This window comes from Clostridium sp. KNHs214, assembly GCF_000744935.1.
In the GTDB taxonomy this organism is placed as follows: Bacteria; Bacillota; Clostridia; order Clostridiales; family Clostridiaceae; genus Haloimpatiens.
Window position 1 is genome coordinate 40,304 of sequence record NZ_JQMW01000013.1, and the last position, 11,682, is coordinate 51,985.

Annotated in this window: 16 protein-coding genes and 1 riboswitch; of the genes, 3 read left to right on the forward strand and 13 right to left on the reverse strand. The window is 31.2% G+C overall.

The annotated features are described in order from the left end of the window. From CC89_RS15735 to CC89_RS15760, 9 genes are all read right to left on the reverse strand, one after another. Positions 1-342 (reverse strand): hypothetical protein, encoded by a 342-nt coding sequence (locus CC89_RS15735; RefSeq protein ID WP_035293820.1) that lies wholly within the window; start codon positions 340-342, stop codon positions 1-3. 22 nt (positions 343-364) lie between these two features. Beyond that, the gene (locus tag CC89_RS15740) at positions 365-547 is read right to left on the reverse strand and encodes a hypothetical protein (RefSeq protein WP_035293822.1); all 183 of its coding nucleotides are present in this window, start codon (positions 545-547) and stop codon (positions 365-367) included. Positions 548-562: 15 nt separating this feature from the next. Next, entirely contained in the window at positions 563-814 is a 252-nt protein-coding gene (locus tag CC89_RS15745) for a hypothetical protein (protein WP_035293823.1), read from the reverse strand. 83 nt (positions 815-897) lie between these two features. Beyond that, the gene (locus tag CC89_RS21225) at positions 898-1,026 is read right to left on the reverse strand and encodes a hypothetical protein (protein WP_286161375.1); all 129 of its coding nucleotides are present in this window, start codon (positions 1,024-1,026) and stop codon (positions 898-900) included. Between the two features lie 75 nt (positions 1,027-1,101). Then, positions 1,102-1,239, reverse strand: a complete 138-nt coding sequence (locus CC89_RS20085; protein ID WP_081897086.1) for an aspartyl-phosphate phosphatase Spo0E family protein — start codon at positions 1,237-1,239, stop codon at positions 1,102-1,104. Positions 1,240-1,241: 2 nt separating this feature from the next. Next, positions 1,242-1,394 (reverse strand): DUF6906 family protein, encoded by a 153-nt coding sequence (locus tag CC89_RS20680; RefSeq protein ID WP_185750785.1) that lies wholly within the window; start codon positions 1,392-1,394, stop codon positions 1,242-1,244. 224 nt (positions 1,395-1,618) lie between these two features. Beyond that, positions 1,619-1,786: a helix-turn-helix domain-containing protein gene (locus CC89_RS15750; RefSeq protein WP_035294615.1), complete on the reverse strand. Its 168-nt coding sequence runs from the start codon at positions 1,784-1,786 to the stop codon at positions 1,619-1,621. Between the two features lie 9 nt (positions 1,787-1,795). Continuing rightward, positions 1,796-2,575: a hypothetical protein gene (locus CC89_RS15755; protein ID WP_035293747.1), complete on the reverse strand. Its 780-nt coding sequence runs from the start codon at positions 2,573-2,575 to the stop codon at positions 1,796-1,798. Positions 2,576-2,608: 33 nt separating this feature from the next. After that, positions 2,609-2,824 carry a helix-turn-helix domain-containing protein gene (locus CC89_RS15760; protein WP_035293824.1) on the reverse strand — a complete coding sequence of 72 codons (216 nt, stop codon included), beginning with the start codon at positions 2,822-2,824 and terminating at the stop codon, positions 2,609-2,611. Positions 2,825-2,998: 174 nt separating this feature from the next. Between CC89_RS15760 and CC89_RS19640 the strand changes: the two genes are divergently transcribed. The 3 genes from CC89_RS19640 (at position 2,999) to CC89_RS15775 (ending at position 5,288) form a co-directional block, all read left to right on the forward strand. Next, entirely contained in the window at positions 2,999-3,688 is a 690-nt protein-coding gene (locus CC89_RS19640) for a helix-turn-helix domain-containing protein (RefSeq protein WP_051931890.1), read from the forward strand. A 14-nt stretch (positions 3,689-3,702) separates the two neighbouring features. After that, positions 3,703-4,161 (forward strand): ImmA/IrrE family metallo-endopeptidase, encoded by a 459-nt coding sequence (locus CC89_RS15770; protein ID WP_035293751.1) that lies wholly within the window; start codon positions 3,703-3,705, stop codon positions 4,159-4,161. Between the two features lie 77 nt (positions 4,162-4,238). After that, positions 4,239-5,288 carry a site-specific integrase gene (locus CC89_RS15775; protein WP_035293753.1) on the forward strand — a complete coding sequence of 350 codons (1,050 nt, stop codon included), beginning with the start codon at positions 4,239-4,241 and terminating at the stop codon, positions 5,286-5,288. A gap of 74 nt (positions 5,289-5,362) precedes the next feature. Here the strand turns inward: CC89_RS15775 and guaA are convergent, their stop codons facing one another. The 4 genes from guaA to groES form a co-directional block, all read right to left on the reverse strand. Then, on the reverse strand, positions 5,363-6,895 hold the full coding sequence (gene guaA / locus CC89_RS15780; RefSeq protein ID WP_035293825.1) for a glutamine-hydrolyzing GMP synthase: 1,533 nt from the start codon (positions 6,893-6,895) through the stop codon (positions 5,363-5,365). Between the two features lie 13 nt (positions 6,896-6,908). Next, positions 6,909-8,363, reverse strand: coding sequence for an IMP dehydrogenase (gene guaB / locus CC89_RS15785; protein WP_035293827.1), 1,455 nt, complete (start codon positions 8,361-8,363; stop codon positions 6,909-6,911). A gap of 171 nt (positions 8,364-8,534) precedes the next feature. Beyond that, a riboswitch (purine riboswitch) is annotated at positions 8,535-8,632 on the reverse strand. Between the two features lie 693 nt (positions 8,633-9,325). Further along, a complete protein-coding gene (gene groL / locus CC89_RS15790) occupies positions 9,326-10,954 on the reverse strand; it encodes a chaperonin GroEL (RefSeq protein WP_035293828.1) in 1,629 nt (542 codons plus the stop codon). A 51-nt stretch (positions 10,955-11,005) separates the two neighbouring features. Next, entirely contained in the window at positions 11,006-11,290 is a 285-nt protein-coding gene (gene groES, locus CC89_RS15795; protein WP_035293830.1) for a co-chaperone GroES, read from the reverse strand. Positions 11,291-11,682 lie beyond the last annotated feature (392 nt).

Genomic DNA, 11,682 nt, shown 5'->3' on the forward strand with positions numbered 1-11,682 from the left:
TCACTTTGTTTCCTCCATAACTTTTTTTATTATTTCTATTGATTCATCAATATAACTATCCGCTGGATTAGGACTATCTATTGACCTAAGATTAGATAATACTTCTCCTAACACTTGTTTATATATTTCACACTTGCAATTTCCTTCATTTAAAACAACTGTTACAGGTGATTTCACTTCTGGAATATCTGCCACATAGTCAAGTAAATCTTCTAGACTCAATATCACTCTCTTATTAAGTATCTTTGTCGTATCACTGTCAGTTATCGTTTTTGCTCTTTTATCAGCTCTAATATGTTCGTTTATCATTGCATTTATATAACCAATTATTGCTTGTTTCATCTTTACGGTTCCTCCGCTCTTATTAAAATCTTCCTTCCTCCTGAGTCTTAACTAGCTCTGGAGGAAATATAGCTTTATGATCTATTATCTCTGCAACACAAAAATCATCAGTATCAGTTAATATTACTCTCTTCCAAAAAGGCGATTTACTCTGAGTTCTAAGCCATGTCATAGCATTTTCAGCATTTTTAAAAGGTATATCCATAAAACTCTGGCATCTTTACAAATCCTCCATTTCCTTTTCGCTTTCCAATACCACTAAGTTATATTCATTTCCCATAGTGTTCTTAACTGCTTTAATCATTCTTGGCGTTAAAGCAAATTGTTTACCATCAATGTAAATTATTAAAGACCTATCATCCTTAACTCCCTCTAATTTTTCAGTTAGCTTTTGAGCTTCTCTAACCTCACCCTCTAACTCCCTATATCTTTTAACCCTACGTTCCATATATTCAATTGTCTTTTTATCCATCTTTACAAATCCTCCAATCTCATTTAAAATTTAGTTAACGAATTTTTTCTTAATTTTTTATTTGGCTGCTTCGGCAGCTCTTTTTATTTTTTTCTTAAAGCTGCATAAATAGCTTGTTTCTTTGTAAAATATATTTCTGCTATCTCGCTGCAATTAAGTCCTTCTTGCCTAAATTTCTTTATGTCTTTTATGTCTCCATCTGACCATTGCAATATTTTAAAAAATCACTTTTAAACCCCATATCCTTTTTAAATTTCTTTTCACTAAATACATATTTAAGACCTCTTCTAAAGCATTTTGACACTGTCTTTCATCTCCTCTACTATCAGCTTGTCCAACTCTTGGCTTACCTGCAGAACCTTTTCATTTGTTAAATCTCTATACTTCTCTACAGATACATAAAGCTTTTCTCTTAACTCTTCCATGGCTACCTCCAAACTTCTATTATTTGTTCAGTTTCAATATTTATAACCTGGATTTTATCTGCTAAACTTTTTATTCTTAAATAGTTGTTAGGATCATATCCTTGTCCATATAACAATTGTTTTTCTTTAAGGGTCAATCTCTTTGGATGCTTCAAATTATCCCTCCTATATTTTTAACTTTCCTTCCATGTACAACCTAGCAATTACTTCTGTGTAAACCTTACTTATATCTCTGCCACTCTTATTGGTTATCCTTACAGTTATTTTTTGCTTGTTCTTTTTCATACTTTCAATACCTCCTAGTTTTTATTATTAGGTTAGTATTGGTAATCCATGAACTTTTATACTTATTTCCTAATAAGCAAACTTTAATTTTAAGTTAACAGTAATATTTCTCTTTAAAATACTTAATTGGAACTCTCCCTGCTATTGTTATATATCCTTTTTCTTTTAACTCCTTATTTAACTGTTGTATAATCTTATAAGCTTTAGATTCAGAGATACCTAAAATTTCTCTCACGTCATCAACTCTATAAAAACTACTCATTTTCATCACCTATATTATTTCCTCTACAACTTCCTCAATAAAAGCATGTACCGCATTGTATTTACTTGCGGGTATGTCTTCCCACTTAACAACTCCAAACTCTTTAAAAATTTTACCTTTGGCTTTTCTATAAGCATTAGTATTTGCAGTCACCGTAATGCCTAATTTTTCGCTTAGTTCCTCTTTAAGCTTGTCAGAAAGTCTTTTAGTATTAACTGCCCTAAAGCCTATTAATGACTTTAAATCTTCTCTATCTTGGTCGTAAATAACTGATTGGTCATACATTAACTTACTCATGCTATTAACTTGATTTTCTATGTTATTCATTGCTGGTACTAAATTTGTTAGTATTTGATTTAATGTTGGTAGCGATGTAGATAAAACTTGCAGTACTCCATTATTCATTCGTAGTTGTCCATTCTCTCTAGCTTCATCTAATGTCACTAAAAAGTTCTTATACCTCATTGCTTTATCGCTATGACATTCTAAGGCTAATCTTTTACTTAACCAGCTACTCATATAAATTGTGTTCCTATCATCTGTGTTTTCAATCTCATCTAAGATGTAATAAATTTCCTTGGACGAAGGTTTGTCCACACAATTTTTACCAATAAGTTTAAGTTTCTCTTTAATTCTGTCCCATCTTACAAATTCATACTTTCCACCAACCTTGGTGGAAACTCCAATAAGCCCACAACTTTTAGCGGTACACACTAAATTAATAAGTGTTACTCCTTTGTCAGTTTTTACTTTTACCTCCTGACCTTCAAACATTGTTATTTTATTCATAAATTCACCTTCATTTCAAATAACTTTGTTGCATTATGCAACACCATTACAAAAAAAATATTTGTCGAATTCTGAGATGTCAATTTTTAATATTTTAGATAATGTGAATGCTTCTTCTAAGCTCATGGCTCTAATGTTATTAATCTTTTGACTAACGGTTGGCGCTGCAAGATTTAATTTTTCTGCTATATCTTTTTGAGTTAATCCAAGCTCCATTATTCTTGCTTTTAATTTTAATGTATTTACCATGTTTCTACCTCCTTATACGTATATTTTGTCGCGTTATGCAACTTTATAATACCTAATATACATTAAATTTATTTTAATGTCAATAGCATTATACAACTTTTTTTATACAATTCCTTTTTATAAGTTGCATAACGCAAATAATTGTGTTATTATTTTTTACAGAGGTGATTAAAAATGATAAACAATATTGAAATAGGTAAAAGAATTAAAGAAAGAAGAGAGGAATTAGGTCTAACTATTCAATATATAGCCGATAAAGTTAAAGTTCATAAATCTACTATTCAAAGATACGAGACTGGGAATATAAAGGATATTAAAATACCAGTAATTGAATCTATTGCCAAAGCTCTTCAAGTAAATCCAATGTGGATTATAGGAGAAGTCAATATTAAGGAAATGCATAGTGCAGAATATGAACAAGTAACTTATCTATCAAATATATATTTTCAAGGTGTAATGAAGTGGAGTGAAGATAAACTTTTAAGCGAAAATGACACTATCATATTAAGGGAACATTTTAGTGATTTATTGCTTAGGTATAAAGATTTGATAGAGTCCTATGTATATGCAACAATTCATTGGAAAAATTCAAAAGGAGATTATAAAACTATCTACAAGGACAGATTATCAGATGAAAAAATTATGGAATTATTTTTCAAACAAGAATTAGAGCAAAAAATAAAATCTCTGACTGATTGGGTTGATGCATTGCCTAATTGGATATCTAGAAACAAAAATGAAATATCTGCAACTAAAGAAGATTATCTGACTCCATTGGCAGCACATGATAAAGATGGTATTTTTCCGGATGAAGATATGCAGCATGATTTAGATATTATGAAAAATGATAAGTTTTGGGATTAATGCATGGTGATTTTATGAAATATGATACTTTGCTTCAAGAAGCATATGAGAATGACATAAAAGTTAAAGAAATTGAATTAAGATCCAAAGATGGTTTATGCAGAACTAATAGAATAGCTATTAATAAAAATTTAAAAACAGATAAAGAAAAATGTTGTATATTAGCAGAAGAGCTTGGTCACTATTATTTAACTGTAGGTGATATTACTGACCAAACTAAAATTAAAAATAGAAAACAGGAGCTTACAGCTAGAAATTGGGGATATGAAAAGCTTGTAGGAATTATAGATATAATTAATGCATTTAATTTAGGTATTAGAACCAAACATGAAATGGCTGAACACCTAAATATTACAGAAGAATTTTTAGAAAAAGCTATACAGCATTATAAACAAAAATATGGTATCTACATGGAAATAGATGAATATCTAGTGTACTTTGAGCCATCACTTATTGTTGTTAAAAAGTTTTAGACAGTTATATTAATCTTATAATATAGCTGTCTATTTTATAAATATTATAAAAACAAACACTTGAAAGGAGAGTTTTTATGCCTACTTATAAGGACAAAAAAAGGGGTACCTATTATTGCAGTTTTTACTACACCGACTGGACTGGTGCCAAAAAAAGAAAAAAGAAGGAGGGATTTAAAAAAGAAAGTGAAGCTAAAAAATTTGAAAGAGAATTTTTGTCAAAGCAACAAAATGATTGTGGTATAAGTTTTAAATCTCTTGTGGAATTATATTTAGAAGATGCTTCCACAAGAGTTAGAATTACTACATTAGAAAATAAAAAATATATTATTAATTTAAAAATACTACCTTATTTTGAAAAAATGAATGTTAATGATATTACACCAAATCACATTAGGAAGTGGCAAAACAAGCTTATTAAAGAAGGATATTCATCAACGTATTTAAGACTTATAAATAATCAAATAAGTGCTATATTTAATTTTGCAATTAAATATTACAATTTAAGTTCTAGTCCAGCACTAAAAGCTGGTTCTATGGGAAAAAAGAATGCTGAAAGTATGCAATTTTGGACAGTTGATGAATTTAAAAAATTTATAGAATTTAATAATAAACCTATATCAGCATTAGCCTTTAAAGTATTATTTTGGACCGGGATAAGAAGTGGAGAATTAATGGCTCTCACATTCAAAGATATTGATTTAGTTAATAAAACGTTAAGTATTAATAAAACTTATACAAGACTTAATGGTGAAGATATAATAAATGAACCTAAAACTCCTAAGAGTAAAAGAGTAATTGCTATATCTGATTCTTTATGTGAAGATATAAAAGAATATAAAGATAAATTATATGATTATAAGGAAACTGATAGGATTTTCAACTTTACAAAATTTTTTCTAAAACATGAAATGCAAAGAGTATGTAAAAAAAGTGGGGTAAAACAAATCCGAATACATGATTTAAGGCACTCACATGCTTCTCTTTTAATCGAACTTGGTTTTACTCCACTTCTAATTTCTGAAAGACTAGGACATGAGAAAGTACAAACTACTCTTGACACTTACTCTCATTTATATCCCAATAAAGGTGATGTTGTTGCAAATAAGCTTAACGATTTATATTAGTACGTTTTCAGTACGTTTTTAAATTTATAATTATCAAACACATTTATATATAAGGCTTATATAAATTTTGATTTCTATTCCCACTCAATAGTTGCTGGTGGTTTACTCGTTACATCGTAAACAATTCTGTTTACTCCTTTAACTTCGTTAACTATCCTACGAGAAACTAGATCTAAAACTTCATATGGGATTCTTGCCCAATCTGAAGTCATAGCGTCAGAAGAGGTTACTGCTCTTAGGGCTATAGTGTGGCAATAGGTTCTTTCATCTCCCATAACTCCAACAGATTGGATATTTGGGAGACATGCAAAGTATTGCCATATAGTCTCGTCTAAAGCAGCATTAGCTATTTCTTCTCTGAAAATTGCATCTGCTTCTCTAACTATTTCTAGTTTATCTTCTGTAATCTCTCCTAAAACTCTTATAGCAAGACCTGGGCCTGGGAATGGCTGTCTCCAAACTAATTTATGTGGAATGCCTAGCTCCTCTCCTACGGCTCTTACTTCGTCTTTAAATAACTCTCTTAGAGGTTCAATTAATTCAAATTGCATATCCTCTGGAAGTCCACCTACATTGTGATGGCTTTTTATCGTAGCAGAAGTTTTTGTTCCGCTTTCTACTACGTCTGGATAAATAGTTCCTTGTACTAGAAAATCTATGTCTCCAAGCTTATTAGCTTCTTCTTCAAATACTCTTATGAATTCTTCACCTATTATTTTTCTCTTCTTTTCAGGATCAGAAACTCCTTTTAACTTTCCAAGAAATCTATCTTGAGCATTTACACGAATTAAATTCATGTCAAATTGCTTTTTAAATATTGTCTCTACTTGATCTCCCTCGTCTTTTCTAAGAAGACCATGGTCTACAAATATACAAGTTAATTGTTTTCCAATAGCTTTATGCACAAGTACTGCTGCCACTGATGAATCTACACCACCAGAAAGAGCGCATATAACTTTTCTATCTCCAACTATTTCCTTTATCTTGCTTATTTGTTCTTCTGCAAAAGAAGACATAGACCAGTCGCCTTTTAAATTACAAATGTTAAATAAAAAATTGTGAAGCATTTGTTTTCCGAATAAAGTGTGTTCTACTTCTGGGTGGAACTGCACTCCATATAATTTTTTCTCTTCATTAGCCATAGCTGCACAAGGGCATTCTTTTGTAGTAGCTATAACTTTAAATCCTTCTGGTGTTTTAGAAATATAGTCTGTGTGGCTCATCCAACATTGATCTTTTTCCTTTACACCATCAAATAATAAATTATCCTTGCTTATATCTAATTCTGTTTTTCCATACTCTCTCTTGTCAGGACTTGTAACCTCACCGCCTAAACTGTGAGCCATAAGTTGATCACCATAGCATATGCCAAGTATTGGAACACCTAAGCTAAATATTCCTTCATCCACTCTAGGAGCACCTTCTGCATACACACTGTTGGGCCCGCCTGTAAATATTATTCCTTTAGGATTCTTTTCTTTTATCTTTTCTATAGAATAATCATAGGGAATTATTTCGCAATAAACTCCATTTTCTCTCACTCTTCTAGCTATTAATTGATTGTATTGCCCTCCAAAATCTACAACTAATACTAATTCTCTTTTCATAAGTTACCTCCAATTATCTATTTACACTATAATTTGGTGCTTCTTTTGTCATATTAATATCATGTGGATGACTTTCTCTTAGTCCTGCAGAGGTTTGAACTACAAATCTTGCATTTTTATATAAATCATCTAAAGTCTTAGCTCCTAGGTATCCCATGCCTGAACGTATTCCTCCAAGCATTTGGAATATAGTCTCAGATACATATCCTTTATATGGGACTCTTCCTTCTATGCCTTCTGGAACTAATTTCTTGCTATCCTCTTGGAAATACCTATCTTTACTTCCACACTGCATTGCTGCCATGGAACCCATACCTCTATAAACCTTATAGCTTCTTCCTTTATATATTTCAGTTTCTCCTGGTGATTCTTCACAACCTGCAAACATAGATCCCATCATACATATTTTAGCTCCTGCTGCAAGGGCTTTAACCACGTCTCCAGAGTATTTTAATCCACCATCAGCAATTATAGGTACATTGTATTTATTAGCTTCTTCTACACAATCCATTACTGCTGTAAGTTGTGGAACTCCTACTCCAGCTACTACTCTTGTAGTACATATAGATCCAGGTCCTATACCTACTTTAATACAATCTGCTCCAGCTTCTATTAAATCCTTAACTGCTTCTGCTGTAGCCACATTACCAGCTATTACTTGTAGTTCTGGATACTTAGCCTTTATAGTCTTTACTGCATCTAAAACCCCTTTAGAATGTCCATGAGCTGTATCTAAAGTTATAACATCTACATTAGCTTTAACTAAAGCATCTACTCTAACCATCATGTCTTTAGTAACTCCTACTGCAGCACCACATAAAAGTCTTCCTTTTGAGTCCTTTGCAGCATTTGGATATTTTTTAACTTTTTCTATATCTTTAATAGTAATAAGTCCAACTAAATTGTTGTCATTATCCACTAATGGAAGTTTTTCTATTTTATGCTTTTTAAGTATATCCTTAGCTTCTTCTACTGTAGTTCCTTCTGGAGCTGTTATAAGGTTCTCTTTAGTCATGACTTGTGATATTTTTTTAGAATAATCATTTTCAAATAATATATCCCTATTAGTTATTATCCCTTGAAGTTTTCCGTTTACTGTAATAGGCACTCCTGATATTCTATATTGACTCATTAAAGATAAGGCATCCTCTATAGTATTATCTGGTGATAATGAGAATGGATCAGATATTACGCCATTTTCCTGTCTTTTTACTCTATCCACTTCATATGCTTGTCTTTCTATACTCATATTCTTGTGTATTATTCCTATGCCACCTTCTCTTGCCATAGCAATAGCCATTTTAGATTCTGTAACAGTGTCCATGCCTGCACTCATAAGAGGAATGCTTAGCTTTATAGTTTTTGTTAAATTTGTCTTTAAAATAACTTCCTTTGGTAAAACCTCTGATTTATTTGGCATTAATAAAACGTCGTCAAAAGTATATCCTGTCTTTAATATAATTGCCACTTTATGCACACCCTTTCATAATTTTTATATTTTATATAATTACTCATAATATTTAACAAGTTTATAATTTATACTTACATTTATAATAGCCAAAATGGTATAGTTTTATATCCCTTTAATAAAAAAAGCACACTAAATCACGTCAACGGTACGAGTGAAAATAGTATGCTTTCGCTTACCATAATCACTCATAGTCGGGAATTTACGGCCCCCGGTAGAAACTCCTCACCATATTTAAGGGATATATGAGCGAATATTCATGTTTTTTTACACGATTCATAAACAGAGCTCTTAGCTTCAGATGGAGTTTTTACTCCAACTGAAGGTTAGAGATCGTTATCCAGGGACGTAGCTGCCGTTATCTCCCACTTTGTTAGAAGTGGGAGTGTTACGGCAGGTAGTCATCGGATAAAAACTTATTATTAACATTCTATTTAAAAATAATCTATTTGTCAACAATTAATTAAAATAAAATTGCATGTTTTTATTTTTTTGCATGTAAAATTGCAAATTTGCAACGTTTTATGAAACATTAGTATCAATTATAATACTTTTAATAAAATAAGTTTCATATATAATATGCTAACACTAAATTATATATTTCAAACATCAATAAAAAATCCACTAATTTCTAAATTGTATTCAAAATAAAAATATTATGTGAAACTTACAAATTTATTTATAAATATTAAAAACTAGAGCCTTCCATTCAATGGAATAACTCTAGTTTCTATATTCTACAACCTTGTTTTTTGATTAGTAAATTATCAACTATTCAAGTAAAAGACTTTTTTACCGCAATTCTATAAAATATTTTCTGAGCAAAGCAAAGGAAAATTTTCCTCCCCTAGCCCACTAGCCAACTGACCCTCTAGCCCACTGTTTTGGCCCTCTAGCCCTCTGACACACTGGCCCACTATACTGGCCGCCCTATAGCCATAAATTACTTGTAATTTATGCTATTAGTACATTCCGTCCATGCCCATTCCTGGTGCTGGCATTGCTGGTGCTGGATTCTTTTCTGGCATATCTGCTACTGCTGCTTCTGTTGTTAAAAATGTAGATGCTACTGAAGCTGCATTTTGAAGTGCTGATCTAGTAACCTTAGTTGGGTCAACTATGCCTTTTTTCATCATATCTACATAATCACCATTTAAAGCATCGAATCCTATATTAGCTGCACTTTCTTTAACCTTTTCTATTATTACTGAACCTTCAACTCCAGCATTAGTAGCTATTTGTCTTACTGGTTCTTCAAGAGCTCTTCTTATGATGTTAATACCAATTTGAACATCTTGTACTCCATTCTCTAATTTAGCTACTTCTGGTATTACATCAACATATGCTGTTCCACCACCTGGAACTATACCTTCTTCTACAGCTGCTTTTGTAGCTGCTAGAGCGTCTTCTATTCTTAATTTTCTTTCTTTTAATTCTGTTTCAGTAGCTGCTCCAACTTTAATTACAGCAACTCCACCTGCAAGTTTTGCAAGTCTTTCTTGAAGTTTTTCTCTGTCAAAGTCTGAAGTAGTTTCTTCAATTTGTCTTCTTATTTGTGCTACTCTATCATGGATTGCTTCCTTATTTCCTCTTCCATTAACTACTGTAGTGTTTTCCTTACTTATCTTAACACTTTCAGCTGTTCCAAGCATATCTAAAGTAACATCTTTTAGATCTCTTCCTAATTCTTCTGAAATAACTGTACCACCAGTTAATATAGCTATATCTTGAAGCATTTCTTTTCTTCTATCTCCAAAACCTGGTGCTTTTACAGCAACACAAGTAAATGTTCCTCTTAATTTATTTACAACTAATGTAGCTAAAGCTTCGCCTTCTACATCTTCAGCTATTATTAATAGTTTTTTACCTTGTTGAACTATTTGTTCAAGTACTGGAAGTATTTCTTGTATATTTGATATCTTTTTATCTGTAATCAAGATATATACATCATCTAATGCAGCTTCCATTTTTTCTGGATCTGTTACCATGTATGGGCTTAAATATCCTCTATCAAATTGCATACCTTCAACTACATCTAATTCAGTAAGCATTGATTTAGATTCTTCTATTGTAATAACTCCCTCATTGCCTACCTTTTCCATAGCATCTGCTATTAGCTTTCCTATTTCTTCATCTGCTGCAGATATAGCTGCAACTCTAGCTATGTCTTCTTTTCCATTTATAGGTTTTGATATTTTCTTTATTTCTTCTACAGCTTTTTCTACAGCTATTCTTATACCGTTTCTTATAAGAATTGGGTTAGCTCCAGCTGTTACATTCTTTAATCCTTCTCTTATAATTGCTTGAGCAAGAAGTGTAGCTGTAGTAGTTCCATCTCCTGCTACATCATTAGTTTTAGTAGCAACTTCCTTAACCAGTTGAGCTCCCATATTTTCGTATGGATCTTCTAATTCTATTTCTCTTGCAATAGTAACACCATCATTTGTTATAAGTGGTGAACCAAATTTTTTATCTAATACAACATTTCTTCCCTTAGGTCCTAATGTAACTTTTACAGTGTCAGCTAATTTATCAACACCAGCTTGCATAGCTCTTCTAGCTTCTTCGCCAAATGTAATACTTTTTGCCATTATAAATCCCTCCTGTATGTAGTTTTATTTTTTTAACTACAATAATATTTATTATTCAACTACTGCTAATATATCTTCTTGTTTTAATATAGTGTATTCTTCTCCTTCGAATTTAACTTCATTACCTGAATATTTAGAGAAGATAACTTTATCACCTACTTTTACTTCCATTTCGATTTTTTGTCCATCCTTATACATTCCTGGACCTACTGCCACAATTTCTGCCATTTGTGGTTTCTCCTGTGCTGAACCTGGTAGCACTATTCCGCTTTTAGTAGTTTCTTCTGCTTCTAATCTTTTAATAACAACTCTGTCTCCAAGTGGTCTAATATTCATTTAAACCCCTCCTTATTATATTTAAACATATTATTTATCTTTATCTGTTAGCACTCATTAATATCGAGTGCTAATACAATTATTATGATAGTTAATGAAGTTAATAATATCAAATCTCATAAACTTCTTAAAATTGGCATTTTCCCCACGATATATGGATTTATAAATATATATTTGTATTTTTCATACTTTTTCTTCTTTTATCTATTGTATACAATAATTAATATTTATTAAAGACTTTTAATCCTGAAATATAAACAACAGAAGTTTTGAAACTTTTCTTTATAAAACTTTTCTATTTATAGATAGTATTAAATTTTTCATATACTTTAAGCATATTTTAATGTATTATTTACATAATAAACTATGAGTTTTCATATAACTCATTAAAT

Coding starts and splice junctions, on each gene's coding strand:
- CC89_RS20085 (WP_081897086.1), bottom strand. CDS start 1,239: ATGGAAGAGTTAAGAGAAAAGCTTTATGTATCTGTAGAGAAGTATAGA.
- CC89_RS15740 (WP_035293822.1), bottom strand. CDS start 547: ATGGATATACCTTTTAAAAATGCTGAAAATGCTATGACATGGCTTAGA.
- guaA (WP_035293825.1), bottom strand. CDS start 6,895: ATGAAAAGAGAATTAGTATTAGTTGTAGATTTTGGAGGGCAATACAAT.
- CC89_RS15755 (WP_035293747.1), bottom strand. CDS start 2,575: ATGAATAAAATAACAATGTTTGAAGGTCAGGAGGTAAAAGTAAAAACT.
- CC89_RS15775 (WP_035293753.1), top strand. CDS start 4,239: ATGCCTACTTATAAGGACAAAAAAAGGGGTACCTATTATTGCAGTTTT.
- CC89_RS19640 (WP_051931890.1), top strand. CDS start 2,999: ATGATAAACAATATTGAAATAGGTAAAAGAATTAAAGAAAGAAGAGAG.
- groES (WP_035293830.1), bottom strand. CDS start 11,290: ATGAATATTAGACCACTTGGAGACAGAGTTGTTATTAAAAGATTAGAA.
- CC89_RS15750 (WP_035294615.1), bottom strand. CDS start 1,786: ATGAGTAGTTTTTATAGAGTTGATGACGTGAGAGAAATTTTAGGTATC.
- CC89_RS15770 (WP_035293751.1), top strand. CDS start 3,703: ATGAAATATGATACTTTGCTTCAAGAAGCATATGAGAATGACATAAAA.
- CC89_RS15745 (WP_035293823.1), bottom strand. CDS start 814: ATGGATAAAAAGACAATTGAATATATGGAACGTAGGGTTAAAAGATAT.
- CC89_RS15760 (WP_035293824.1), bottom strand. CDS start 2,824: ATGGTAAATACATTAAAATTAAAAGCAAGAATAATGGAGCTTGGATTA.
- CC89_RS15735 (WP_035293820.1), bottom strand. CDS start 342: ATGAAACAAGCAATAATTGGTTATATAAATGCAATGATAAACGAACAT.
- groL (WP_035293828.1), bottom strand. CDS start 10,954: ATGGCAAAAAGTATTACATTTGGCGAAGAAGCTAGAAGAGCTATGCAA.